Origin of the sequence: Pandoraea apista, assembly GCF_001465595.2 — a bacterium.
Classification (GTDB): Bacteria; Pseudomonadota; Gammaproteobacteria; order Burkholderiales; family Burkholderiaceae; genus Pandoraea; species Pandoraea apista.
In genome coordinates, this window is the sequence record NZ_CP013482.1 from 25783 (window position 1) to 51408 (window position 25626).

The 25626-nt window shown below is 57.3% G+C and carries 28 protein-coding genes and 2 pseudogenes; 15 read left to right on the top strand and 15 right to left on the bottom strand.

The window, feature by feature from the left end:
* Positions 1–6: 6 nt before the first annotated feature.
* Together traI and traJ are read right to left on the bottom strand one after the other, a co-directional pair.
* Positions 7–2691: a TraI/MobA(P) family conjugative relaxase gene (gene traI / locus AT395_RS24980; RefSeq protein ID WP_072633023.1), complete on the bottom strand. Its 2685-nt coding sequence runs from the start codon at positions 2689–2691 to the stop codon at positions 7–9.
* Between the two features lie 33 nt (positions 2692–2724).
* On the bottom strand, positions 2725–3102 hold the full coding sequence (gene traJ / locus AT395_RS24985; protein ID WP_048627762.1) for a conjugal transfer transcriptional regulator TraJ: 378 nt from the start codon (positions 3100–3102) through the stop codon (positions 2725–2727).
* Positions 3103–3519: 417 nt separating this feature from the next.
* Between traJ and AT395_RS24990 the strand changes: the two genes are divergently transcribed.
* From AT395_RS24990 to AT395_RS26200, 4 genes and pseudogenes are all read left to right on the top strand, one after another.
* The gene (locus AT395_RS24990; RefSeq protein WP_072633024.1) at positions 3520–3885 is read left to right on the top strand and encodes a TraK family protein; all 366 of its coding nucleotides are present in this window, start codon (positions 3520–3522) and stop codon (positions 3883–3885) included.
* Positions 3885–4613, top strand: a complete 729-nt coding sequence (locus AT395_RS24995) for a nucleotide-binding protein (RefSeq protein ID WP_048627763.1) — start codon at positions 3885–3887, stop codon at positions 4611–4613. Before AT395_RS24990 ends, AT395_RS24995 begins: the two co-directional genes overlap by 1 nt.
* On the top strand, positions 4610–5062 hold the full coding sequence (locus AT395_RS25000; RefSeq protein WP_048627764.1) for a hypothetical protein: 453 nt from the start codon (positions 4610–4612) through the stop codon (positions 5060–5062). Before AT395_RS24995 ends, AT395_RS25000 begins: the two co-directional genes overlap by 4 nt.
* A 136-nt stretch (positions 5063–5198) precedes the next feature.
* Positions 5199–5441 (top strand): annotated as a pseudogene (locus AT395_RS26200) (hypothetical protein); the annotation flags it as partial.
* A 157-nt stretch (positions 5442–5598) separates the two neighbouring features.
* Here AT395_RS26200 and AT395_RS25010 read toward each other — a convergent pair.
* From AT395_RS25010 to AT395_RS25060, 13 genes and pseudogenes are all read right to left on the bottom strand, one after another.
* Entirely contained in the window at positions 5599–6192 is a 594-nt protein-coding gene (locus AT395_RS25010) for an IncP plasmid survival protein KfrC family protein (protein WP_048627766.1), read from the bottom strand.
* Positions 6193–6207: 15 nt separating this feature from the next.
* A complete protein-coding gene (locus tag AT395_RS26205; protein ID WP_048627779.1) occupies positions 6208–6579 on the bottom strand; it encodes a KfrB domain-containing protein in 372 nt (123 codons plus the stop codon).
* Positions 6580–6831: 252 nt separating this feature from the next.
* A pseudogene (locus tag AT395_RS26210) lies at positions 6832–7167 on the bottom strand (hypothetical protein); the annotation flags it as partial.
* A complete protein-coding gene (locus AT395_RS25020) occupies positions 7164–7358 on the bottom strand; it encodes an antitoxin VbhA family protein (RefSeq protein WP_048627709.1) in 195 nt (64 codons plus the stop codon). The pseudogene AT395_RS26210 and the gene AT395_RS25020, both read right to left, overlap by 4 nt.
* Before the next feature lie 183 nt (positions 7359–7541).
* Entirely contained in the window at positions 7542–8570 is a 1029-nt protein-coding gene (locus tag AT395_RS25025; RefSeq protein WP_048627710.1) for a ParB/RepB/Spo0J family partition protein, read from the bottom strand.
* Positions 8570–9331 carry a ParA family protein gene (locus AT395_RS25030; protein WP_048627767.1) on the bottom strand — a complete coding sequence of 254 codons (762 nt, stop codon included), beginning with the start codon at positions 9329–9331 and terminating at the stop codon, positions 8570–8572. The genes AT395_RS25025 and AT395_RS25030 overlap by 1 nt, the downstream gene beginning before the upstream one ends.
* Positions 9328–9633 (bottom strand): TrfB-related DNA-binding protein, encoded by a 306-nt coding sequence (locus AT395_RS25035; protein WP_048627711.1) that lies wholly within the window; start codon positions 9631–9633, stop codon positions 9328–9330. Before AT395_RS25035 ends, AT395_RS25030 begins: the two co-directional genes overlap by 4 nt.
* Before the next feature lie 196 nt (positions 9634–9829).
* Positions 9830–10189, bottom strand: coding sequence for a KleE stable inheritance protein (kleE, locus tag AT395_RS25885; RefSeq protein ID WP_053086309.1), 360 nt, complete (start codon positions 10187–10189; stop codon positions 9830–9832).
* A gap of 115 nt (positions 10190–10304) precedes the next feature.
* Positions 10305–10502, bottom strand: a complete 198-nt coding sequence (locus AT395_RS26430) for a DUF2688 domain-containing protein (protein WP_167370778.1) — start codon at positions 10500–10502, stop codon at positions 10305–10307.
* Between the two features lie 90 nt (positions 10503–10592).
* Positions 10593–10862, bottom strand: a complete 270-nt coding sequence (locus AT395_RS25045; protein ID WP_048627712.1) for a hypothetical protein — start codon at positions 10860–10862, stop codon at positions 10593–10595.
* 309 nt (positions 10863–11171) lie between these two features.
* On the bottom strand, positions 11172–11939 hold the full coding sequence (locus AT395_RS25050; protein ID WP_048627713.1) for a hypothetical protein: 768 nt from the start codon (positions 11937–11939) through the stop codon (positions 11172–11174).
* A gap of 966 nt (positions 11940–12905) precedes the next feature.
* Positions 12906–14003 carry a replication initiator protein A gene (locus tag AT395_RS25055; protein ID WP_167370779.1) on the bottom strand — a complete coding sequence of 366 codons (1098 nt, stop codon included), beginning with the start codon at positions 14001–14003 and terminating at the stop codon, positions 12906–12908.
* 81 nt (positions 14004–14084) lie between these two features.
* Complete coding sequence (locus AT395_RS25060) at positions 14085–14438, bottom strand: single-stranded DNA-binding protein (RefSeq protein WP_048627714.1); 354 nt, start codon at positions 14436–14438, stop codon at positions 14085–14087.
* Positions 14439–14551: 113 nt separating this feature from the next.
* Here AT395_RS25060 and AT395_RS25065 point away from each other — a divergent pair, with 113 nt between their 5' ends.
* The 11 genes from AT395_RS25065 to trbL all read left to right on the top strand — a co-directional run bounded on the left by AT395_RS25065 (position 14552) and on the right by trbL (position 25616).
* A complete protein-coding gene (locus tag AT395_RS25065; protein ID WP_048627715.1) occupies positions 14552–14917 on the top strand; it encodes a transcriptional regulator in 366 nt (121 codons plus the stop codon).
* Between the two features lie 312 nt (positions 14918–15229).
* The gene (trbB, locus tag AT395_RS25070) at positions 15230–16129 is read left to right on the top strand and encodes a P-type conjugative transfer ATPase TrbB (RefSeq protein ID WP_231606006.1); all 900 of its coding nucleotides are present in this window, start codon (positions 15230–15232) and stop codon (positions 16127–16129) included.
* Positions 16130–16144: 15 nt separating this feature from the next.
* Positions 16145–16564, top strand: a complete 420-nt coding sequence (locus AT395_RS25075) for a TrbC/VirB2 family protein (protein ID WP_082164638.1) — start codon at positions 16145–16147, stop codon at positions 16562–16564.
* 2 nt (positions 16565–16566) lie between these two features.
* On the top strand, positions 16567–16878 hold the full coding sequence (locus AT395_RS25080; protein ID WP_048627717.1) for a conjugal transfer protein TrbD: 312 nt from the start codon (positions 16567–16569) through the stop codon (positions 16876–16878).
* Positions 16869–19454 carry a VirB4 family type IV secretion/conjugal transfer ATPase gene (locus AT395_RS25085; RefSeq protein ID WP_418303962.1) on the top strand — a complete coding sequence of 862 codons (2586 nt, stop codon included), beginning with the start codon at positions 16869–16871 and terminating at the stop codon, positions 19452–19454. The genes AT395_RS25080 and AT395_RS25085 overlap by 10 nt, the downstream gene beginning before the upstream one ends.
* An 11-nt stretch (positions 19455–19465) precedes the next feature.
* Positions 19466–20206: a VirB8/TrbF family protein gene (locus AT395_RS25090; protein ID WP_072633032.1), complete on the top strand. Its 741-nt coding sequence runs from the start codon at positions 19466–19468 to the stop codon at positions 20204–20206.
* An 18-nt stretch (positions 20207–20224) separates the two neighbouring features.
* Positions 20225–21139 carry a P-type conjugative transfer protein TrbG gene (trbG, locus tag AT395_RS25095; RefSeq protein WP_053086311.1) on the top strand — a complete coding sequence of 305 codons (915 nt, stop codon included), beginning with the start codon at positions 20225–20227 and terminating at the stop codon, positions 21137–21139.
* A gap of 1 nt (position 21140) precedes the next feature.
* Positions 21141–21584, top strand: coding sequence for a hypothetical protein (locus tag AT395_RS25100; RefSeq protein WP_048627719.1), 444 nt, complete (start codon positions 21141–21143; stop codon positions 21582–21584).
* A 3-nt stretch (positions 21585–21587) separates the two neighbouring features.
* Positions 21588–23042: a TrbI/VirB10 family protein gene (locus tag AT395_RS25105; protein ID WP_048627720.1), complete on the top strand. Its 1455-nt coding sequence runs from the start codon at positions 21588–21590 to the stop codon at positions 23040–23042.
* Between the two features lie 16 nt (positions 23043–23058).
* Positions 23059–23835, top strand: coding sequence for a P-type conjugative transfer protein TrbJ (gene trbJ / locus AT395_RS25110; protein WP_048627721.1), 777 nt, complete (start codon positions 23059–23061; stop codon positions 23833–23835).
* 41 nt (positions 23836–23876) lie between these two features.
* Entirely contained in the window at positions 23877–25616 is a 1740-nt protein-coding gene (gene trbL / locus AT395_RS25115; RefSeq protein ID WP_058375335.1) for a P-type conjugative transfer protein TrbL, read from the top strand.
* Positions 25617–25626: the final 10 nt, after the last annotated feature.

Sequence of the window (25626 nt, forward strand, 5' to 3'; positions counted from 1 at the left end):
TGTCACTCATAAGGATCTTCCTCGTGTTCGGATCTTGCCGCCGACTTCCGTCGAGATCGCGGCACCAATCGCAAGACGCCGCAACCGGTTCGCTGTAGCTGCGTCGACGGGCAACACCAGCACCGTGTCGTCATGCCTCAAAAGGGCTAACTGGTGCCCGTCAACCGTGCGAAGGCCGGTGAAATTCAATACGCCTGCGTGACGATCATTATATCGCTCATGTTTCTGTATATCGAAACTATTGGCACGTTTCCCTTCGCGTTCTTGGACGTACTTATCCGCTGCGGACCACGCCGAAGTACTCAGTCGGTCAGCAGGTGCGGCCCGTCGCACGCCAGAACCTCGGTCGGCTTGTTTGTCGTCCAGACTTCCGCGTACATCACGCGGCACCAGCAGGCCAGGCGATCCGGCGTGTGGTTCCATATAGAGTGTGGGCAGGTTTCGCATGCGGTACGCTTGAGGGGGCGGTGCTTTTCGTCCAACTGCGCCAACGTTGGGCTTAGGGGCAAATGGGCTGCTGCGCCCCCTGACGAATCGGTCAGATCCTCGGCCTCCCCCTCGCTTGATCGACTCGGCATATTGCCCACGCCCAACATCGCCACCGCTGCGTCCAGATCCGCGTCGCTCATGGTGTCGCTGTTCGTTGAACCCGGCACTTCGCTGAGCACCGTCTGGTCGATTCCGTTGTGTTCGCTCATCAAAACTCTCCTGTTGATGCTTCTGCTTAAGTGCCTCGACACGCCGACTCTCTAGGTTCGGGTCGACGAACGAGACACGGATTCGCGCGCTCGCCGCCAAATCGGCCACGCGCTGTTGAAACTCTGTGCTTCCTGTCAGGGAAACCTTCCCGCCATGCCGGTCGGCCGCGAGTTGCAGCGCTGTCGCAAGCACCTCGTCAGGCGCGTTCCGGGTAACGCTGAGTCGACGACCGTCATCGCGAATGGCGGCATTCGCCACTCGGTAGATGACCGTTCCAGCCTTGGTAATGGAGTCAATCGCCCTCGGCCTCAGTGCTTCCGAGTCGGAGGAGCGTTCGACGGCCCGTGCCTGTGCCCGGGCGTCCCAACTCGCTTGGTATCGCAAAACGGCGAGGGCGCTTTGGTCGCCCTCCTCAGCTCGATCTCTAAGCCAGTCCGCCCACGCTAGGGCCTTATGCGCCTTGCTCGCCTTCGGGGGGCGTTGCGAATTGAAATTTGCGTGCGCCTTGGAAATAGCGCCGTGCAGACGCTTACTCACGATGCCGTATAGGAATCGCTTGTTGTAACCGCTCCCCTTGAGCAACTTGATAAGCGCGCGCAGGCGGGCCGCAGATCGCTTCGCATCTTCGATCGTCTGAATCCGCGCCTGCCGCGCGGCGCCCATATGAAGCTGTTTCGAGCGTTGAACGTCAGCCTTCTCTTCGCGGTAACGCCGATACAAGGCATCGGCCTCTGCGGACGGATACACCGGTCGCTTCGCATACCACTCTTGCCGCTGCTGCGTGGGTGAAGTGCCGTGTTTGCCTTGCCGCCAAGAAGCCGGCGCAGGGGAACCGATAGACGTCTCTGCGCCTTGCGCCGGAAGATCCCGATTTCCTATGGACGGCCTTACTCGGTGACGGTACGGTGCCGGCGGTGGTCGCGTCCCAACCGCCTCTACGGTTCGACGCCCCCGCCGCCAGGATGAAATCAAGTCCGGATCCGGGGCTTGTCGCGGTATGTGCGCATGCAAATCACGTCTTCCGGGCAGGCCACCTGACCGGATTGCTCGCGGGCTTTCGGGCCTCGTCGTGGCCGAACGCACGGGTGGCGCTCTGCGCCGCCAAGAGGCCACAGCGCTCGTGCTCGGCACTGCGATGGTGACTCTATCAACACCCCGTCGCCCAACCTGCCCCCTACGTCCAGCGGCGTCCGGCACATCGTCGCCGGCCAGCCGTTTGGCCCCGCGAGGTGGTTCGTAGTCGCCCCACTGTTTTAATAACCGGGATCTGGATAGAGACCTATCAACTGAACTGGCTTTTACCTTGATGCCGTCCCTGCTTTCAAATACGAGTCCGTTGCCCTGCTCCCGAACTGCCAATCCTCGCGCACGAGCTATGTCATGCAATTCCTGCCAGTTGTTGGCCTCTCGCAACTCCGAAACGCACTCTCTCTTGATCCAACCAAGGAGACTTTCAACGCCCGAATGGCGCTCCATGTCGTCGGCTCGATTTTCAGAGCGCGACTTTCGCGCGGTGTGGTTGTCGCGCTCCAGGTCAAAGCGCTGCTCCAGCTCGTCGCACTTCCGCGCCAACGTTTTGTAATCCCGGTAAGGCGTGTGCATCGTTAGATGCTCCGGGTGGATCTTGTTAATCGCGACGTGAATATGCAGGTTGTCTGTGTCGTGGTGAACCGCGCTGATTCGCTGGTGCTCACCATATCCTAGCGCTTCGCACAACTCGGCTTCCACGACGGAAAGCACATCGCTGGAGGGATGTTCGCCAGGCGGAAATGAGATCAGCAGGTGATAGGTTTTGTCTCCCTCAGCGCGGAGATTCATCCCCTGCACCGCCTGAACTTCGTAAATCGCGTCAAGCGCTTCGCGCTGCTCGCAGTTGGTGACAGTCACCGCCCCGACCCGCTCCTGCTTTGTCTGAGGGTCACATAGATACTTCACCAGTCTTCCGTAACTGCTTTTCTTGACCGATTGCATCGGCAAATTACGGGCGATCATCGCAACCCCGAAAAACTTTAGCGGCTAAAGTGCTCATCCCTTGAGCACATGTCGCATGACCTCGCGAAGCTGTTCCTGTGTCTCACCCAACTTCCCGAGCAACGCATTGATTGACCCAACGCCGAAGCCGGCGACTCTCTCGTCGTTGGTAAGCCATAGCTTTAGCAAGCCCCCAAGACGCCCTTGATCTGCGTTGATCTTGGCGAGCTGCTTGATGTGCTTGAGATCCGCCACACCGCGCACGTCATAACCAAGACCAACGTTGCGAAGATAGGTCGCGACGGGCAACCCGGCCTTCCCAGCGCTCGCCTCAATACGCGCATCCTCGTCCGGAAAAACAGGCACTCGAAGGTGCTTCTTCCGTCGCGAACCACGAACACGCTTCCTGTCTGGCGTCAATTCAACATTCATCACTTCTCCTATTTCCACAGGCACGTATCGCGGCGGTAGCCGCTGCCTCGCAGAGCAGGATCCCCGTTGAGCACTCCGTGCGAATAAGGGATGTGAAAGTAGCTAACCGGCCTGCCGGTTAGCTACTTTCACCTATCCTGCCCGGTCTTCGACCGCGATTACTCCGGGATCAGCATGCCATGTAATTTCGATTTATCCGCAATTTTGCAACAAATATTTGTTGCCATGACAACTGATATAACGAAAATTGAGATTTTGGCGGTAGAATCGTCCCTGCCGCAAAAGCATCGGATTTGAGACGGCGAAAAATAGGGAATGAATCGGACTGTGTAGCCGCACAGCGACGTAACCATCCGCACGCGGGCGACGGCATATCACCCACGGTGCGCGAAGATCGAAGGAGGCCGCAGGGACGACATGACGGGCAAAACACTCACGGAGCGAATTGCTGATCGAGCCAAAACCGTGCCGAGCAGCAGGGGGAAAAACCGGGCTTCGTTCCTGGCCGTGAGGGACGAGGTGGCTGACGCATTGAAAGACTGGCCGGTTAAGGCAATTTGGGAAACGCTCAGCGCCGAAGGAAAAATTGAGTTCGGCTATGACGCGTTCATTTCATACGTCAACCGACACATTCGTAACAGACCACAGCACGCCCCCCTCACCCATACGGTGAAGTCGGCGGATCATCCCCCCACTGCCGAACGAGAGCCGGCGCGCTCATCAGCAACAACGCCCGGATTTTCTTACAACGCAACCCCTGACACAAAATCTCTGGTGGGCTAATGGCAAAAATTCATGCGGTACTAAACGGTAAGGGCGGCGTCGGCAAAACGTTTGTAGCGACGCACATTGCCCAGGCTATCCAATCAATTAAGGGAAAGGTCCGCGCGATCGATACGGATCCCGTCAATGCGACGTTATTCCGATTCAAGGCGCTAGACGTCCAACGAATCGAAATCATGAAAGACGACGAGATCGACACCCGCTTATTCGACAAGCTCGTGGAATTTTGTGTGAGCGACGATACCGACGTCGTAATAGACAACGGGGCAAGCTCGTTCGTCCCGCTATCGCATTACGTGATTTCCAACCGGGTTCCGGCGCTACTTCGAGAGTTGGGGCACGAGCTAATCTTGCACGTCGTCATTGCCGGGGGGGACATGTGCCTGGATACGATCAACGGCTTTGACCAGCTCGCCAGCCAGTTCTCCACAGACGTTCAATTTGTGGTGTGGCTGAACCCGTTTGTTGGGGATGTTGTTGTGAACGGGAAGACGTTTGAGCAAATGAACGTCTACCGCACACATAAGGACCGGATCAGCGCCATCGTCGAGTTGCCGAAGGTGAAAGCCGAGACCTATGGCAAGGATCTGTCTGAAATGATGGGCGATCGACTGACTTACGACGAAGCGGTGGAAGACAGCAAACGCCATATCATGGTTCGACACCGACTCCGCTCGATGCGAGATCAAATCATGAGACAGCTCAAAGCCCTTCCGGTACTCCAATGACCGAAACCTACGTCGACGAACTCATCAAAGACATTGCCGTTCGGCACGGAGTCGCGCTCTCCCCGGACGATCCCATCTTGATCGTGTCTACTCTCAACCGGAAGTTGATCGCTGATGGCGCGGAAGCCCAAGAGGCAATACTGCAAACATTTAAGGAGGAACTGGAAGGGATCACAGGGCGATGGAACGCCGAGTCAAAAGAGCGGGCAGAGCGCATCTTGAATGCCGCTCTCACAGCCAGCAAAGAGGCTATGACACGCACCATGAGTGAGGCCAGCACAAACATCGTCAATCGGATCCAGGCGGAAGCCGCCGTTTATTTGCGGAGCGCCAGAGAGGAAGCAAAGGCTATCCGCACAAGCAGTATGCTCATTCTGGCTGCTAGTGGCGTTTCGTTTCTTGCCTCCGCAGGTGCCCTTCTGGCTTGGGTGGCCAACTTTAGCCGCTAAAAATCGGTGGCTGACGCGCCACGCGCCGAGCGTCGCCGACCACCAACCCCCCATCGCCCCGCCATCGAGCGGGGCTTTTTTTGCCCGTGTTTTAGCCGCTAAAAAGTCAACCTAAACCTCTTGCTCAGTTTTATAGGTGCAGGCCAAGGCCGAGGCGGCCGAGCAGACTCACCAGGAGCAGCGCAAGACGATGGCGGCCGAGGCGCACCGCCAGGCCGAGCGGCTGACCGCCGCCTAGGGCGAGCGCGACCAGGCGAAGCGCGATGCCGCGCAGGCAAGGGAGGAAGCAGCCGGGCTGCGCGGCCGGCTGGAAGCTCTGAAAGCCGTCATGGCCCAAGGCCGGCCGACTGATCTCAGCGGCGGACGCAAAAAGACCTGATAAACCGGTTGATTTTCCTTAAAAGCGCAAAGGGAAGCGCGATGCTGCAAAAGAGCGTGAGTTTTTCACTCGCGACGACTGACGATCAAGGCGGATTAGCGCACACCGACAAAAAACAAAAGGGGCACTTCCGTGCCCCTTTTTTGCGCCAGATGAGTCAAACATCCCTTCGCAACGACAACCCTCTGCCGTGCGACACGGATTTTCCTTCTGTCTGCTGCTTGCGCTTTAACTTGGCATGCGTCTCGTGCGCGCGGCGGGCGCTTTCTAGTTCGTCCCAATGCTCGGCCAATTGTGGATGATCACGGCGAAATTTCGCAGCGGCCAACTGCTCCAGCTTCCCGCCCCACACGTCGTGCCCTTCGGCGATTACACGAACTGAGTCAAGGCGACTCGAGATCCGCTGGATCGTGGTACGCTGCCGTGCCATTTCTCGCTCCCATGTGGCTCGGCGTGTACGCGGCGTGAGTATGCCGGGGCGCTTCGACTGCATGCCAGCGACTCGTCCTTGCTGCTCACGTAACAGAGCCTCAAGTCGCTCCTCTATACGCACCACCTGAGCGTGCTTCGCGCCGATGTATGACTCCAGCCCGGCAACATATTCATTGGCGACGTCTGGAATGGGTTCGTGTTGAACGTCCGCGACCGCCTCGGCCGCTTCGCCCGAAAGCGCGTCCGCTTTCGCCTCGACTTCTGATCTGCGGTCAGCAGACACGGCCAGCCTTTGCATATCCCGTTTCGTGAGCATCATCAGTCCCTCAATCAGTTAGCGGGACAATCCTCGGCCTTGATGCTGACCGACCGCCGCAACAACGGCACGCCCCGTGGTCTGATTGTAAGAGATAGATTTGCTGCTGCCAATTTCAGGGGATTTATCGAAATTAGACCGTTCATGAACGACAAACTGCTTCCCGACCTGCTGGAAAACACTAACCTTGTCGACGTGGACTATCGCACCTTCGGTTGTTGCCTTTCTGTCTGCTGGCACGGCCAGGGAAATGTTATAGATGCCTGGTTTAAGACCGTTCGCCTTATCCACCCGATCATTGCGCCAGGTTGGCTGCCCCGACGCATCGCTGGGTGGTTGCTCGCTTTGAACGATTCGTTGACCATTCATGACGAGTACACGGTGCTTCATGAATCCGCTCCTCGGTTCGTGGTACCGCCCTTGAATTGGAGCGATCACCGGTTCAATGATGGCGGCGAGCGCCTTCGAGTCCGCATTTACTACCGCCAAATCGCGCGCGAAGTAAAGTCGCGCTCTCGCCTCCCTGTCCACAGGAAGCCGTGACCAGCCCAACTCAAATCCGGCCTGCATGGCCAGGTCTGATGTGAACTGTCGTAGCGTCCTGCTATTCCCCTCGCGAAACGGATGAACTGCGTCCAGCTCACCGTACAAATGCGCTACCTTCGTTGCGAAGGCTCTCTGATCTAGTTGTTTTAAGTAGCCGTCTGCCGACAGGCTATCGAAGATTTTCGCCAGCTCAGGCACGACAGCGCGCAGGTCTCCGGCCCAGTCATACACCCCCTCAAAAATACGGCGGTGCGTCTCTCTCAGTCGGCCAGGGCCGAACGGCAATGTGATGGGGGAGGTTGCTATCGCGACAAGATTGAAAGCGACCATTTGCCCCTCAAAGGCATCTAGGTCGTGCTGCGTCCGACAGTCAGCCAGGTTTCTCAGGACTGTCGAACCGTCGTAGCAGTAAGGATCTCTGCGCGCCGTCATGCCAACGCGTGAGCGCGGGCATGCTGAGCGTGATATGCGCGAATCTTCTCGCGACCGTCTTCTAAACTGTTCTCACCGGCGATCACTTGTGCTTTGACTGCCTCATAACGAGCGTCCTCCGATGGAGTCAGCCCTTCGAGACTAAGGCTGGCCTCGGCCTTCCGAAAGGCTTCCGCGTAGTTTTTGTTCATGATGGCGAAGTCCTAAACGTGGCACGGAAACAACAATAGTTTAGCGCATTACACCTAAATTCACATTCCCAATTTGCTGTCAACTGAAAATTACGGCTAACCGAAAATCCGATTTTTTTAGCGGCTAAAATTCTCACCCCGTAAAAAAATCCCGCCGTAGCGGGATCTTGTGAGAAGAGTGTGTCAGCCTTCTACCAATGCCACCAATTGAACGTCACTCAAACTTGCTTCCACCTCCTGGCCGTCATCGTCGTATTTGAGCCACGCGAACCCTTCGGCTGGAGGACGCTTATTCAACATCAGACGTGCGGGACGATCACTGTAGCGCACCTGCACGATTGCTTTTTTCAGCTTGTCCGGATCGGGTTCCCGAATTCCCTTCCCGCCGTCTGCTTTGCCTTCACCTTTGTTCTGTTGACGACCCGCCTCCGCGTCTGTTTGCCCGGTAAGTCCGTCGACCGTGTTGGGGTCACGATCCGCCGATTGACTATCGATGAATTCGCGGAGCAACTTGATCGAGCCACGCGTAATTTCCTGATCCGGGTCATCCAGCCAGTCTTCAACTTCCTTCGGATTCGCTTTGTGCGCCTTGACCAACTCGTTGACGACAGTCACATCCCGAACACGGTCATTGTAGAAAGCCTCCGCAATGGGTTCCGGGAGATCGAGAAGGGCAACGTGCTGGGAAATGAAGGCTGCGGATTTACCTAATGCCTCTGCGATTTCCCCTTTCTTGAATCCTTGAGACAAGCGCTTTCCGATGTGGTCAGCAATTTCACGCGCGGTCAATCCATCGCGCTGAATATTTTCGATGACTTGATCGTCTCGATCGTAGTCGTTATCCAGAAAGCCAGGGATCTGCGAAAATCCGGCCCACTTCGTGCCGCGATAGCGGCGTGCACCGTGATTAATCAAAAAGCGTCCTGGGGCATCCGGGTTGTCACGAAGAGAAATGGGCGTCTTGATGCGGCCACGCCGCTTGATCGTAGCGCCCAACTCCGCGATGCTCTCGGGGGAGAAACCAGGGTTTTCGGGGCCCCGCGGCTGCGCAGGATCCTCGTCGATCAAGCTCATGTCGAACATGCGCGGGCCGCCATCATTAGCCGTCGGCGTGGGCTTCTTCAACAACGATGCGAGATCCCCGACTTTCTCGAGACCAAGGCCGCCGCGCTTCTGCTGTTGGTTTTGACCTGCCTTTGCCGTAGCACCCATTACACAAGCTCCATTTTCTTAAACACATAATCAATCATCGCGCGCATTTCCCTGGTTGCCACCCGCGCTGCGGTCTTCTTCACATGCCAGACTGGCATTTGATCACCCACGGCTTCCGCGATGCTGTCGCGCAGACCGATCGCAACAGGGGCCACAAGGTCAGGATAGGCATTCTTTACTTGGGCCAAGTTATCCAGGTGGCGTGGCTTCCGGCTATCGATCTTGTTCGGGATCATCCCGATGAATTCAAGCCCAGGGTTGTAGTCCATAAGGTTGTGGATGACCGTCAGCAACTTTGCGATGCCCTGCAAGCTGTAGGCTTCCATTTCCAGGGGGCAAAACACATAATCACTCGATACAAGCACCGCACTCAGAATGACGCCAAGAGAGGGCGGGGTGTCGATCACCGCAACGTCGACATAATCGCCCAGCGCCTCCATATTCGCCCGGAAATTCCCCATTGCCTCCGCCTGATCCATCTTCTCTACGTCGGCCAACGCGTCGTCAGCAGCGATCAGTGACAGACCAGTGTTATCCCGCTCGTCAAAATAGGAGCGCAAGTCTTCAGGAGTTCCAGTGAATAGGGCACTGGCCGGATAGCCACTGTCGCGACTGGAGAGTGTCCAGCTCGCGCTACCTTGGGTATCGCAGTCGATTACGGCCGCACGCACGCCCATCTCTTCCAGAGCGAACGCAATATGAACTGTCTGCGATGTCTTTCCCTGCCCCCCCTTCTGGATTGCGCCAGCAATAGCCTTCAGCCGCGTGTTTCCGATTTTTTTTCCGCGTCGCGCGCCCACTTCTTCACGATGAACGCTTGCCGTACCGGCAAGATTGCCGTTACTCGCTCGAACCCTTGAGGCAGATCGACCTTTTTGTGCGCTTCCCACACCCGATTTACCGCCTGCGACACGGCTCCGCGAGTGAGGTTTAGCTCCTTCACGAACGTCGCTTGCTGCTGTCCGTTCACCAGCACTGCCCGAGCTATGTCGAGCGTTTGCTGTCCCACGTCCAGCCCGCGAGTTGCCTTCACGAACTGCGCTTCCGTCAATGCCTTCTTCATGATTTCCACCCATAAAACACTCTCTCCGCGTCAAGGGTTCAACAAGCGGTGTCAGCCGCAACCATGAAACATAGTTTAGCTAAACTTCGATATGCCGTCAACACTTTAGCCGCTAAAATTCTTATGCTGGCAAAAAAAACCCGGCAAGGCCGGGTCTATCATACGCCAGTGATTGACGCATATTGAGGCGCTTCATCTAAACGCCCTTTGGTCTAAAACAGGTAACGAAGTAGGTCAACGCAGCGAGTACAGCGAAGTGCAGCAGGAACGTGAGGCCCGCGTGAACGCCTGGCGTTTCCCAATGCCAGAGCATCCTAAAAAACTGAAATGCAACATCGAGAGACAGAAGCCATTTAACCGGTCTCCAAAACAGTGCGAGCGTTACCCATAGCGCCTTGACTATCGCCAACAACACGGGAGTCAGGCCGACGCGGGTCGTCTTCGCACCCTTTCCTGGCGTAAAGACAGCCGAGGGCGGGGGCAACTCAACAGTCTTCCCCTCGGAACGCTCAACGGTCGGGGGGGTGCCCCCCGGAAACTTGATGACATTCGACATGACTTGACCCTCTACACAATTGCAGGTTGAATAGTACCCGCAAGCAATCTCCGCGTAGCTTGTGGTTCGATGTGTCAGCGTCGGCCGGACGCCCTGGCTATCCGGGGCGTCATCTCTACTTCTTCGGACGCACGTCCCCCGCACTCAACATCGCTGCCACAAGGCGCATTTCTTCTGGCGGCGTCATGCATCTTGCACACACGTCGGCCAGCTCCTTTGCATCCGCTCGAAACACCGCAGACGCACTATACAGCGTGGGATAACTCATCCCACAGCGACGGCAGACAGTTGCCGTCACAGAAAACATTTTCATCGGACTTTCCCGGTCGTTGACCTGAGCGACTAGCTCGGCCTTACGCTTACAGCATAGGTCTTAAAGACCTATTTTGCAAGCGAAATTTAGCTAAACATCGTTTGCCGTCATGCCTTTCTGCCAGATTCTGGCGATACCCGCAAAGTCACAGAAGATCGCCCAAGCGGCATACGGGATCGGTGCGTCCTCACCAATCCAGCGTCTCACCTGGCGCCCATCCGCAATACCAACGAGTTTCGCTGCCTGTGCGCCGCTCAACCCGGTTCTTCTCAGGATCTCGCGTACCTCCTCACCATTTGGCCGCAACCATTCGTCGGAAAACGGGGTGAGGCAACCTTCTCGGATTTTGCTTTGCTCCATTGCGTCCCTTGCAAGTTATCTCGATGGCAAGATTTTACCCGCCCCGATCAACGGTTACGCCGGTTCCAGCTCGTCAAAGCCGTACAACGTTTGAATGCACTTGGGATCTGAGTAAACGACGCAACGACCCAGGCGGCTTGTGTGGTAAGTCGCAGGCTTGTCATCGTAGGCCCACACTGAGTGATCGTTGACTTTAGCGACCACTACAACCCTTCCGGTCCTTGTGCCAAGGCGTGAGCTGACGACCTTGCAACGCTGGTGCACAAATAGGGGAGGTGTGTCATGCCCTGCCCGGACGATCTCCGGTGATTACCGATTGACCGGTGCTGCTACTGCCTCTCCCGAGCCGTCTTCCTCCACCAGCTTCGCAAGAGTCTCATAGGACCATTTCTTGACTTGCCACGCCTTGTGCGCCGGCAAGATCACGTCGACGATTTCGTACCCGTCTGGTGCGGTTTCCGGGATACGCCGCGCCGGCGGACGCAATCCCTTTAGCCAGTCGGGGAGTGCTTGGCGAGCCAAGCGATCCCGGTATTCCACCGCGATTAATAACGCCCCCCGCTTTTCGGCCCGGATGGTGCGAATAGCCGATCGAGCAGCCTCGTCAACAGTCATGCCATAGTGGCAATTGAGAAAATGCGACCTATACCCAGTTTCTGAAATGAACTCAGCGTCGAGGTCAACCGCCAGGAACTCAAAGTGCATGGAGGTCCGAAACTTATGTGCGCAGTACTGCACGATGACTCTCATACCGTCGACCTGAATCAAGAAAGCCCCACGCTGCCCCCAGTGAGGAATAGCCCCCGGTGCTGCTGCACAGTGTGCGACCATCAGGTTTCCAGGTGACGACGCGTTAGCGTAGCTTCCAAAATTCGTGCCGCCGTTCAGCTTCCACACGCACGCGTCATATCTACGTCCGGCGAGCGCCGCGCCGTCCTGATCGGCTCGCATGATGGCGTCATCAAACGCTTGAGAGAATTCTTTCCCTGCCTCAAACAGCGATGCCGTGTCAGTAGGCAACTGCTCCGAGAGCGATTGCAGCTCAACTGACTCGTTGTCGGTAACGCGCTTTGCCATAGTCTTCTCCTCGCCCAGGTCTTATGCGTCCTGCAAGGTGCGATAACCCGAGTGGCCCAGGTGCTCTGCAAGGCAGGCCATATGTTCGGTGTGAGGCACGACGTGCGCGAGGATTACGGTATTGCTCATCAGATTTCTCCGGTGGTCGACCTGAGCGAAAAGCCCGGCCATGTATAGAGCATAGGTCTTAAAGACCTATGCTGTCAAACGCTGTTTACAGCCATTTTGGCGGCTTGGTTCCGAAGTGTGAGGGGGTGGCACCCCCTCTTTGGAGTAAAACCAGCCCTGGGCTTTCTGTGGTGTGTGAAGGCTACGAACTTGCCGATAGCAATTACTTTTGGGGAGGCCAACGGCTTGCCGTTGGCATAGCGAAGCGGTCGAAGCCCGTAGGGCGCTGTGTCATTGGGTGAGGCCGAAGGCCGAGGGCGAAGCCCTAGCGGGGATGGGAGAGCCGCTTGCGGCTCGGGTGGGTTCGAGAAGGGGCGCAGCGCCCTTCGGCGCGTTAAAGAATATAAAGGTTATTAACCGCGCGCGCGTTACGGCTGTGGAAACCGCTTATAACCCAATGATTGTGCGCAAGGTTTTTCCTGCGCTTGTGGGGAATATGCCGTGACTTCGTGGGGTGATATGCCGTGGCTATCCACAGGAAGACGTGGCTGATATGCCGGGACTGTCCACAGCGTGGCTGATATGCCGACAGAACCAAGGCTGCCCTGGGGGCGTGGGCAATATGCCGTGTCACTGATTCATCGAAAATAGACGGCCTGGTCGGCCGAAATTCACGCCTCTTTGGAATGCGAGGAGGCTGAGATCGATTATTGAGGGGGTGGGTGTGGGTGATATGCCGTCACGAGCGTTGGGGGCGGTGACTCCCTTTCGCGTTGCCGACTTCGCGCGTGGGTAATATGCCGCGACAGAATGAAAAACGCCCCGTTTTGCGGGGCGTTTGCGGGAGCGGGTAGAGGCTCAGGTGAACGACGCTATTTTTTTGAGCTTTCGAGTGTCGCGGCCACTGCGCGGAGCCGGTTTCACGCCCTCGGTCACAAGCTTCCGGACGCTCTTACGGAAGAACCGAACTTCGTCCAGTGGAGTCAACACAAACGTGTAATCCGGGAGAATGCTGTCAGAGTGAATGTCTTTGAGCATGCGACGAAACTCCCGCATCGACGCTCGGCTGCCGGTCTTCTCGTATAACAGCGGCAGGTTGATCATCCAAGTCGATTGATGCCCGCAATGCTTCCTGGCCAACTCGTACAAGCGACGTTCCAACGGCTTGCGCAATCGAAAATAGTCGCGATGGATGGTCAATACCTCATGATTCTGAATGGCCTCAAAGTACCAGTCAGACAGAGTAACCTCAATTGCCACGTTCCGGTCGTCGTTGGGAGCCTTTTCGACACCTTCCCAGGATTCTATTAGGCCGAACGTCTTTTTCTGACGTTTGCCCCCGGTCTTAATGTCGGTCTTGATCATCGTACCTTTCAGCCGATCCAAGGCGCTTTCGAGCTGGCTGTACTGACTCCCTCCGGTTTCGCGGTTCGTGGCGACAAGGTATTCATAGACGATGAATCGCACCCGTCTGTTCTTGGCATCCGGCCGCTTCGTGTTCAGCGCCTCTGTCATCTGTGACGCCAGGAAAATGAGCACGTCCTTATCGAAAACGGTCGCACGACCTTTAACGCTCGGAATAACCTCAATGTTTCGGGAGTTATCTTTGCTGCTCCAGCGCCATGTACTGAGATCCGGCCGCGTGGACAGCGAGAAGATCGGCGCTTCCATGCTCGGCGCGTCGTCCTTCATCGCGTAATCCAGCATGTCGCAAAGGAAAAAATCGCGCTCTACGTTGCGGATAGGCAGCAACTTTGAACGACGGCGGTACGTTGCTATTTCAATCTTGCCGTCTTCGGGGGAGGCGGGCGAGGGCGACTCAACAGTGACCAGTTCGCGCTCTGCCTCGGAGAAAAGGGCCAAATCGCCTTGGCGCTGCCGTGCTTCCTCGGCGCGCTGTTCCATAAGGCGTGAAACTCGCGAATAGTCTGCGCTGCTTTTCGTCGTGTCAGACATGCTTACACTCCACAAAGTACGGTGCATCTAACGGGGGCGAAGTGAGATCATCCCGCCTCGCCCACACATAACAGGATCGAATCAATCCGAAGTTTGCTGTCCCGAAGGGGGCTTCGTATCCAAGTAATCGATCATTCCTGCGATGAAGTCCATCCCGTAGATCGTTTCACCGTCGCGGTCGTACTGCGTGGGTTCGACTCGGCCTTCAACAAATACTTTGGATCCCTTACCAAGATATTTGCCTGCCGACTCCGCAATTACGCCGAACACTTTAATCCGGAAAAAATCAGTCTTTTCCTGCAAATTCTCGCTACTATCCCGCCATTTTCTGTCTACTGCAAGGGTGAGAGTAGCGATAGTGGTACTGCGCCCGGATTCTCGTACCTCAGCATCGCGAGTAAGATTGCCGCTGAATTGAAATCTGTTCACGCTCATGTGTACTACTCCTTGAGTTCGCACCTCAAAGTTTAGCTATACATTGGCAAGGAGTCAAGGAATTTTAGCCGCTAAAGTTTTCCAGACCACATACCCCGGAAGAGACCACAACTGTGTATAACGTGATCTTCTTTACCAACGTCCTTCGACTGATTGACGAGCTTGGTCTAACCAAGCAAGGACTCTCCGAAAAATCGGGGGTGTCCATGTCATTTCTATCTGATCTGACGAACGGTAAAGCTAACCCCTCCTTAGAAGTGATGGCTAAGATTGCCGCCGCGTTAGACACGCCATTGCCGATGCTTCTGGAGTCAACGGATCTCGACACCGCGACTCTTGAAATCATTGCTAACGGCAAGGCACCGAAAAGTGTTCCCGATGGCTACGAACGCGTATGTGCCGTTCTTCCAGAGCGCCAGGCTTTCATAGTTAAAAAGTGGGGCGAAGCAACGCGAAAGAAGCTACGCACTGACGCGTAGTCCTAAAGATCCCCGCCGGCTTTTTAGCCGCTAAAGTGCCCTCTATATGGGGGCACTTTTTTTGCCTGCCGTTTTGATCGGCACTGCCATCTTATTTTTCCCACGCGATTCTACCGGTAAATCGGAATTTGTGTAGCCAATTTTCGATATTGCGTAAATCTCATGTTTCGTTATATCGTTCGCACGGTGTAACGATTTGAAACATGACGGGACAAAATGGGAATCAGGGAAACCGATTTACCGAATCCGGGGCAGGGGAGTGCCCCCCCCGATTCATCCGCGAAGCGAACAATCGAGCGCCTGGCGATGGAAATGGGCGATGTCGCTTTGCACGCGTTCAACGACCCCCAGACCATCGAATTGATGCTCAACCCGGACGGCAGCCTGTGGGTTGAGCGGCTTGGTGAACCTCTGAAACACATCGGCCATATGCAGGAGTCTGTCGCTCAGACCATTCTCCGCACGATTGCCGGATTTCACGGCGAAATCATTACCGAGTCATCGCCACGCCTGGAATGCAATTTCCCCATCGATGGATCCCGCTTCGCGGGCCAGATTCCGCCCGTTGTCCGCGCCCCTTCGTTTGCTATTCGCAAACGCGCGTCGTCGGTGTTCACGATCGATGAGTACGTAGAAAAGAAAATCATGACTCGCGAGCAAGCTGCGCTCATCAAAGGGCTGATCGCTGATCGTCGAAACATCCTGATCGCAGGGGGCACAAGTAGCGGAAAAACAACGCTACTCAACGCCGTGGCGGCGGAACAAGTTCACGTCAGCCCAGATGATCGGTTTTTGATTGTTGAGGACACACAAGAGCTGCAAGTCAGCGCGAAAAACAAAGTCGAGTTCAAGACCACAAAAACAGTCGACTCCGGCGAGCTGCTACGCACCTCGCTTCGGATGCGCCCCGACCGAATCCTGTTCGGTGAGGTTCGCGGCAAAGAAGCGCTGGACATGCTGATGGCGTGGAACACCGGTCACGAAGGTGGGGCCGCGACGATCCACGCCAACACCCCCGAATCCACGCTTTCTCGCCTCTACATGGCGGTGTCGATGCACAGCAACGCGCCGCGAGAGATCGAGCCGCTGATTGGCGAAGCGGTTCATGCAGTAGTCCACATCGCCAAAACCAAGGAACACGGCCGCCGCATCACCGGAATCATGGAATTGAATGGATTCCAGGACGGCCGCTACCTGTTACGCAACGTCTAAAAGGAAATTCCACCGATGGCACTCGCTTTCACTTCCCTTCCTTGCGGCCTGAAAACCGCGCTGTCTCACATTCGTCAGGAGCCGGCCAAAGCGGTCCTCCTGCTGGTTCTTCTCGCTCTCACTGTGGCGTCGATGCATCCCGCCTTCGCCAGTTCATCCAGCGGGGGCGGTTTGCCGTACGAAGACTGGATCAACAACGTCCGCGCGTCCTTTACCGGACCCTGGGCATACGGCATCGCCGTAATCGCATTCGTTGCGGCCGGGTCGGGCTTGATCTTTGGCGGGGCCGATATGAGCGGCGCAATGCGCACGCTTGTGTGGATCGTCCTGGTGCTGTCGTTCATCGTTGCGGCCCAAAACACACTCGCAGCCATCACCGGCAAGGGTGCGTTGATCGACGTCGCGGCTGATCAGCTTCGCTCCCTGGGTCGGTAACTATGGCTCTGCGAAAGATTCCGCTTCGGCGGGCAGGTAATCGTGTCATCGAGTTCCTGGGCGGTGATCGCGAATTGGTAATGGTCTCGGGCCTGATGGCTGCGACGCTCGTATTCGTTGCAATGAGCGTCATCGCTGCCGTGTTCGGCGTGGTTCTGTGGATCTTCGCTCTCTGGGCGTTGCGCAAGATGGCGAAGGCCGACCCGCAGATGCGCAAGGTTTACCAGCGTAGTCTCCGCTACGCGAACTACTACCCGCCGCGCGCCACGCCTTTTCGCCTGAATACACCAGCACAAGGGAGGCAATACAAGTGAACGCGACCGCATTCACCTCACTGTTCGCTTTGATCGCAGGCGGCGTGCTGATCGCGCTGTTCATGCGACTTCGCGCCGTTGGGGAGTCCCACAAGCTCAAGCTGCACCGCTCCAAGCAGGCCGGTCTTGCAGACCTCTTGAAGCACGCCAGCATCGTCGACGACGGCGTGATCCTGGGAAAAGACGGCTCCCTCATGGCTGCGTGGTTCTATCGGGGAAATGACAACGCGAGCGCGACAGAGCGCGAACGTGAATATAACTCCGCGCAGATCAATAAGGCCATCATCCGGTTGGGAAACGGATGGGCTTGCCACGTCGACGCCGTCAGAGTCAAAGCCCCGCAGTACAGCCACCCGAACGACTCGCACTTTCCGGATCCGGTGTCTGCGGCGATTGACGAGGAGCGGCGACGCTTCTTTGAGACCAACGGCAAAGTGTTTGAAGGTGCGTTCGTGGCGACCGTAACGTGGTTTCCGCCCGTACTGGCCGAACGAAAGCTGGTCGAACTGATGTACAGCGATGAAGCCGAAAAGCCAGACGCGCAGGGTGTGGCGGACGAGCTGCTGGCCGAGTTCAAGCAAGCCGTCGCCGGCATCGAGTCGCGCCTTTCCAGCGCTCTGAAGCTGGAACGCCTCGGCGCACAGAAAGTGCTGAACGAGGATGGAACAACGACCGTTTTCGACCAGTTCCTGCAATGGATTCACTTCTGCGTCACTGGCGTTAACCATCCGATCGCGCTGCCGGCAAACCCGATGTACATCGATAGCCTCATCGGGGGCAAGGAGCTGTATACGGGCGTCATTCCGAAGATCGGTCGGAATTTTGTTCAAGTCGTTTCCATCGACGGATTCCCCAGCGCTTCGCACCCCGGAATCCTGACCGCCCTCGGGGAGATTCCGGCGCAATACCGCTGGTCGTCGCGATTCATCTTTCTGGATCAGCACGTTGCGAACAGCCACCTGGAGAAGTTCAAGAAGCGCTGGCGGCAAAGGGTTCGTGGCTTTGTAACGGCACTCGTCAACCCGAACAGCCCGGACGTCGATGAGGACGCCGTCAACATGGTGGCGGATGCAGCAGCGGCCATTGCGGAGACCAACAGCAAGATGGTCGCGCAGGGTTATTACACGAGCGTCGTCGTCATCATGGATGAGAACCGTGATGTGGTCGAAGCCGCGGCCCTGCTGGTTGAGCGCTCGATAAACGAACTGGGCTTCACGGCTCGCATCGAGACCGTGAATGCGATGGATGCCTTTATCGGCTCCGTTCCCGGTCACGTCGTCGAAAACGTTCGCCGTCCAATCATCAACACGATGAACCTGGCAGACATGCTGCCAACGAGTTCCATTTGGACAGGTGACGAGCGCGCACCGTGCCCGCTGTTCCCCCCCAACGCGCCGGCACTGATGCACGCACTCACAGCGGGTAACGCACCTTTCCGGGTGAACATGCACGTTGGCGACTTGGGACACGCTGCAATGTTCGGGCCTACCCGTGCCGGCAAATCGACGCACGTCGGCATGCTTGCCTTGCAATACCTTCGATACGAAGGCGCACGGGTTTACGTCTTTGAAAAGGGCATGTCGTTTTACATCGCCTGCAAAGCGGTCGGGGGCGTGCATTACAACATCGGTGACGAAAAGCAGAGGACCGCCTATGCGCCGCTGAAGGACCTACGTTCGCGCTCGCGCCGTGCCTGGGCGATGCAATGGATGGCGACCATCATGGAACTGAACAACGTTCAGATGACGCCAGAACTGAGCAACGAGATCGCCACGGCGGTAATGACGATGGCTCGCAGTGCATCAGGCGGCGGCTCGCTCACGACTTTCAGAACGCTGGTGCAAAGCGCAGAGGTCCGCGCAGTCCTCCAGCAGTACACGGTCGACGGTGTGATGGGCCACCTGCTCGATGGTCAGGAAGACGGATTCTCCATCGACGAAGTAAGCACTATGTGCTTCGAGTTGGAACAGCTCATGCACATGGGCGACAAGTACGCACTCCCCGTGCTGCTGTACATGTTCCGCCGGATTGAAGAATCGTTGGACGGACGTCCGACTTTCATCATTCTCGACGAGGCATGGCTGATGCTTGGAAACCCGGCCTTCCGCGCGAAGTTGCGTGAATGGTTGAAGGCATTTGCCAAGAAAAATTGCCACATCCTTCTTGCTACGCAAAGCCTGAGTGACGCGAAGGAATCCGGGATCCTTGACGTCATTGTGGAATCTACCGCAACGAAAATTTTCCTCGCGAATCCGGCCGCAAACGACGAGGAATTCAGCGCGACCTACACCCAAATGGGCCTCAATCGCCGCCAAATCGAGATCATCCAGGCTGCGACGAAGAAGAAAGACTACTACCTCACTTCCGAAAAAGGCCGACGCCTCTATCAGCTTGCGCTTGGGCCGCTCGCCTTAGCGTTTGTCGGCGCGACCGACCCGGAGTCCATCGCGGAAGTGCAACGCCTCGAAGAAAAGCACGGCGGCCGACGCTTCGCTAGTGACCTTAGCGAAGGGTGGGTCAATGAATGGCTCGCCGGCCGCAACATCAATCTCAACGACTACGGAGTAGCAGCGTGAAGAAGCTCCTCATGAAATTGCGCGGCAAAGGTCCACGCCCCGAACCTACTACAGACGACCCGTATTTCAACGCCCGACTCAGTTGGAATCTGTACGTCGCGCCCATCGTTGAAGGACGCCGATTCAAGGATTTGTTGTGCGCTTTTTCGATGCTGATCGCACTGGTAGCAGTCGCGGAAAACGGCCGAATTGGTGCCATGTCGAAGTTCATTCCCGTCTTCCTTGAGCGGGGCGACAACGGCGAGGTCCACGCAACGCGTGGCGATAAGGTCGAAGACGCCTTGCTGGCCGACTACCGCACTGCGGTGAACGATTTCATCATCAGCCAGCGCACGGTTACGGCCGACGCCGACTTGCAGCGAAAGATGATCTTTAAGGTGTATTCGATGCTCGCGCCCAACGATCCGGCCACGGCTCAAGTCACTCAGTTCTACAGCGGTGGCAACAAGTCGAACGGCAAGCCGACCTTCGAGTTTTACACGGGGGGCAAGGACTCCAGCCCATTCGCTCGCGCCGCCGACGAGACAGTCACGCCGTCTCTAAACGCGTTGCTGCGCGTCACCGATCAAACCTGGCAGGTCGACTGGACCGAAACGATTCGTTCCCGCGAAGGCGAGGTTAAGGACGTCATCAAACTACGCGCCCTTGTCACCGTGTACCAGAACAAGGACGCAAAGATGGACGACAGCCAGCTCATCAACAACGGTCACAAGATCTTCGTGAAAGACCAGAGCCTTTCAAAACAGCTCTAAGCCTGGAGTAAATCAAACATGAACAAGATTCACTGCATTGCACTTATCGCTGGCATGATTCCGGCGCTCACTTTCGCCGCCCCCGCACCGAAGACGGCTGGCGGCGAGGGCACGGATCCGGTCGCAGACGCATATTTCTCGAAGAACGCGCCGGCGCTGACTGAGGACGAGAAAGCGGCCATCAAGATCGGTAAGGAATGGGCATCGAGCAAGACGATTACCCCCACGCGGGGACCGGACGGGTCGATCAACTATCCGTACCTTCCCGGCAAGCAATATCCGGTTGTGTGCGCCGTTCTACAGGTCTGCGACATCGCTTTGCAACCTGGGGAGTCGGTCACGGGATTGAACGCCGGGGATCCTCGTTATCAAGTGGAGCCGTCGATTTCTGGCTCCGGTGATACGGAACGCCTCCATCTGATTCTCAAGCCGCTTGACACCAATCTCAGCACAACGATGGTAGTCGCAACCAACCGGCGCGTGTACCACTTCCGTCTTAAGGCGTCGCGAGAAGACTCGATGCCGCTCGTGTCGTTCACCTATCCCGAGGTGGCGATGGCGAAATGGGACGCGATTCGTGCGAAGGAAGTCAAAGCGCGCAACGAAGCAACCATCAAGGATACGGGGGAATACCTGGGCGACCTGAATTTCAACTATCAGGTCGACGGGGCCGCCTCATGGAAGCCGGTTCGGGTCTACAACGACGGGCGTAAGACGATCATCGAAATGCCCTCGACGATCGACCAAGGGGATGCGCCGGCTCTCCTCGTCGTAAGTAAGGATGGCGGCGTGTTCAGCGATGAGCAAACACGTCTTGTGAACTACCGCCTGCAAGGGAAGCGCTACATCGTCGACACCATTTTTGAGAAAGCCGTGCTTCTCGCTGGCGTCGGTTCGGAGCAAGAGCGCGTGACGATCACGAAGGGGAAGTGACATGCGAAAGCTCATCCCGCTCGTGTCATTCATCGTCAGCGGCATCCTGCTCGCTGGATGCACTACGCCCCAGCCCTACGGCGATTTTTCTGCGGCTCAACCGGAAGTCGCACACCGTCTGGCCGACGCGGCCGTCGACCAGCTCTCGCTCCGCATGCCGCCCGCCAACACGCGGTTATCACTCCAGCAACCGGCGACCGACGCGTTTGGTCAAGCGCTGCTGGTCTCGCTGCGTACGCGTGGCTACGCGGTCCGTGAGTTCAATCCGGACGCATTGACGCCCTCGGCCGAAGCTGGCGTCCCGCTGCGCTACGTTGTCGATCACGGCGCTCGCATCACTGCGTATCGAGTCAGCTTGATCGTTGCCGGGAAAGCGATGAGCCGCGCATTCTCGACGGCCAACGGTGCCCCGGCCCCGGACGGTGCTTGGACGGTGGAGGAATAAAGCATGGCAAAAGAATTTGACCCGTTGTCGCCCGAGGCATCGCCGGGTGAAGTCGTAACTGGCGTGCGTCGGCTCAATCGCCTTCCGATCCTTATCATTGCAGGTATCGTCGTCGCTTTTGCAGGCACGCTGTTCGTCCTCACGTTCCAGAAGGGGCAAGAGCAACACCAGGTGAAAGTGGGGAGTAACGACGATTCCAACGGGGTGAAGAAGCCAACGGATTCGTCCAAGGTCGCGGCAGCCATTGTCGCCGGCCAGCCAAGCGGAGTTATTCGCTCATCCAAACCCAGCACGCCAGCATTGCCTTTGACAGCGTCGGGGGTTCAGGCCGCACCTGCGACGGCCAGTGCGGTCGGCGTTCCTATCGCTCCGGTTGCGAACCGAGACGCACCGCCGCCGCCGCCGCGTGGAAACGCCGCTGGTGCGGGGACGGAATCCGACGCACGTCTCATCGCTCAGATCGAAGAAAATCGGTTCCGCTCTCTCGAGACTGCCAATCGGGCGAAGTCGAAGGTAGCTGTAGACGGCCCTGCGATCGGCGCTTCGGGCGGTCAGACCGTGACACCTGGCGGTCCCACTTCGCGAGACGACATGCTCGCGAGAATCGCTGACGCTCGTCAAAAGGCGATGCAAGCCGGGGGGCAAACTACCTCGGTACAAACCATGTACCAAGACCAACTGGCGCGCGTGAAGGCGGGCGTGGGCAGTGCGCCGAGTCTTATCGGCAGCGGTGGGTCGGGTTCGCCGTCTCTACTCTCCAGCAGCGGCGCGAGCGACAATCGTAACGGCTATTCGCAGTTCTCTGCCTCGGGGCAAGGTGATCGCTGGAAACTCGATTCGGACGTGCAAGCACCACGCTCGCGATTCGAGATCCGCACCGGGGACGTTATCCCTGGCGTGATGATCAGCGGCATTAATTCCGATTTACCGGGCCAGATCATGGGCCAGGTGTCGCAGAACGTTTATGACACCGCGACCGGAAAGCACCTTTTGATCCCTCAAGGAACACGACTGGTAGGCACGTACAACAACAACGTCGTGTTCGGTCAATCCGCTGTTCTGATCGCCTGGCAACGCCTCGTGTTTCCGGACGGTAAAGCTCTCGATATTGGCTCAATGCCTGGCGCCGATGGAGCGGGCTATTCCGGCTTCCGAGATCAAGTCAATAACCACTATTTGCGCATCTACAGCTCCGCGTTGCTGATGTCGGCAATTACGGCCGGCGTTGCTTACAGCCAGGACCGCAATAGCACAAACGGCACGGGCTATCAGCAACCGACCGCCAGCAGCGAACTTAGTCAGGCACTCGGCCAGCAGCTCGGCCAAGTATCCGGACAACTGATCTCGAAGAACCTGAACATCGCGCCGACGCTGGAAATTCGCCCTGGCTATCGATTCAACATCGTGGTGGTCAAGGATCTCGATTTCAGCAAAGCCTACCAATCGTTTGACTACTGATCGGGAGAGTTCAGCCATGAATCTGAGAAATCTCATTTCGCATTTAGCGGCTAAAGTCGGATGCGCTACCGCCATCGCCCTCAGCGTGCTGGCCGCGCCGGCACACGCCGGTATCCCCGTGATCGACGGGACGAACGTGGTTCAAACGACGGTCTCGGCGTTGAACTCGGTCGCCTCCGTTGCGAAGCAGATCGAGCAATACCAAACGCAGTTGCAGCAGTACGAAAACATGCTGCGCAACTCGCTCGCGCCTGCTGCGTATATCTGGGACCAGGTCAACTCGACGATCAACAAGATGCTGAACCTGCAAGACACCCTTTCGGGTTTGAAAGGGCAATACGGGAGCATCGATGCGTACTTGAACCGGTTCCAGAACGTCGGGTACTACCGCCAATCGCCCTGTTTCACCAACACGGGATGCTCCGCGTCCGAAATGGAAGCTATCCAGCAAGGACGGACTGCTTGGTCGGATAGCCAGAAGAAGGCAAACGACGCGGCGATCAAGCAACTGGATCAGCAGCAATCGGCCCTTTCCAAAGACGCCGATACGGTCGCTCGGTTGCAATCGCAGGCATCCGGTGCCGGCGGTCAAATGGAAGCGTTGCAGGCCGCAAATCAGCTTGCCAGCACCCAGGCGAACTCACTTCTGAACATCCGAAGCCTTTTGCTCGCGCAGCAAAACATTCTCGTGACCCGCTCTCAAATTGAGGCCGATCGCGAGGCCCAGTTGCAGGCCGGTGACGAGCAATTTCGTCGCGGAGCCTTCACGAAAAGCCCCGCCGTTAGCTGGTGAAAGGAGAGGGCAATGACATTCAAAGCGGGAGTGATTACGCCATGAATCGAAAGGTTGTATTGGCCCTAGCGGGGACTGCTGCGCTGCTCATGGCGACGTCCGCATTCGCCGCCGACAGTAGCGGGATGCTTGACCAGATTTTGGGCAAGTACAAGTCTGCCGCGTCCAACTGGTCCGGTGCCATTTCTACAGCGGCCACGTTCATTTTTTGGTCGATTGCGTTGATGAGCATGATCTGGACTTTTGGCATCCACGCACTGCGCAGGGCAGACTTCGGAGATACGTTCGTCGAACTAATTCGATTCATCACGCCACTCGGATTCTTCTGGTGGTTGGTCTTGAATGGCCCCGCCATTTCAACGGCGATCTTAGACGGCATGCGCCAATTGGCGTCCCAGGCTGGGGGTTACTCCACGGCCATGACTCCGTCCGGGATCGTTGACATTGGCTTCGACATTCTCGGAAAGGTAATCGACAACTCCTCGGTGTGGTCGCCGGTAAATAGCCTCGTCGGGCTACTTATCGCCGTGGCGATTTTGATCTGCCTGCTTCTTGTTGGCGTGAACATGCTCCTTGTGCTGGTTTCGGGCTGGGTGCTCATTTATGCCGGGCAATTCTTCCTTGGGTTCGGTGGTGCGGGCTGGACCAGGGACACCGCCGTCAACTACATGAAGACGGTTGTGAACATCGCTATTCAGGCATTCACGATGGTGCTGCTCGTCGGCATCGGAAAGTCTTTCGTCGACGTTTTTTATAGCGACATGGCCGGCGGCATTACTTTCCGTGATCTCGTGATCATGCTCAGTGTTGCGGTCGTCTTGCTTGCCCTGATTAACAAGCTCCCTCCCATGATGGGCGGCATATTTGGTGGAGCCTCGACCGGCGGCATTGGTACTGCGGGAGCCGGCGCAGCAATGGCGACTATGGCAGCAGGCATCGGTGCGTTGGCTGCAACGGCTGCGGTAGCCCAAGCCGCTGCCTCCAGCGTGGGCGGTGGTATGAGTGCACTGAAGGCCGCCTATGACGCAGCGAAGGAGGAAATGGGCGGTTCCGCCGGGGGCGGTGGCAGCGGTGGCGAAAGCTCCGGGGATGCGAGCGTTGGGGGCGGGTCTCATGGCAGCAGTGGCAGTGCTGGCGGCGGTTCCGGTGAGGCTGGAGGCGGACAGGCGAGCGGAAAGAGCCAAGGCGGCAGCGGTGGGTTCTCTGCCGCGATGGGTCGCATGGGCCAGCTCGCGGCAGGTACGGCAGCTCACCTTGCGAAAGGCAGCGCCGCTGTAGCCAAGGACCGCATGGAAGCGATGATGGACTCCGCAAAGGAGCGAATCGCCGGAACGACTGGCGGCCAGATTGCGCAAGAAATTAGGTCGCCTGGTAGCGCCTCGCAAGCTCGTCAAGATGCGCGCGACATGGCTAAAGCGAACGAACTCTACGGTGCCGCAGTCGCTGCCGAAGCTCGTGACTTCATCGCCGGCCACGGTGCATCTCAATCGGGTACAGCCTCAGAACCGGACTTCTCCGGCGACTCCATGGGCGGTGCCGAATCGGCCAACCCATCAAGTACCGGAGACGCTTCGGCCGGTTCTGCCGCCGACAGCAGCGCAGCGTCCAGCTCGGCAAACAGTGAAGGGCAAGCCAGCGCGGCTCAAGGCACGGGCGACGGCAGTACAGGTGACGCCCCGTCCTCTCAGGCAGCCCAACCCGGCGCACAGCAATTCACTCCGAGTGCCGCTGAAAAGGCAGAAATCGACGAATTCGTCAACAACCAACAGAAGTCCGCTTAACCACGAGATC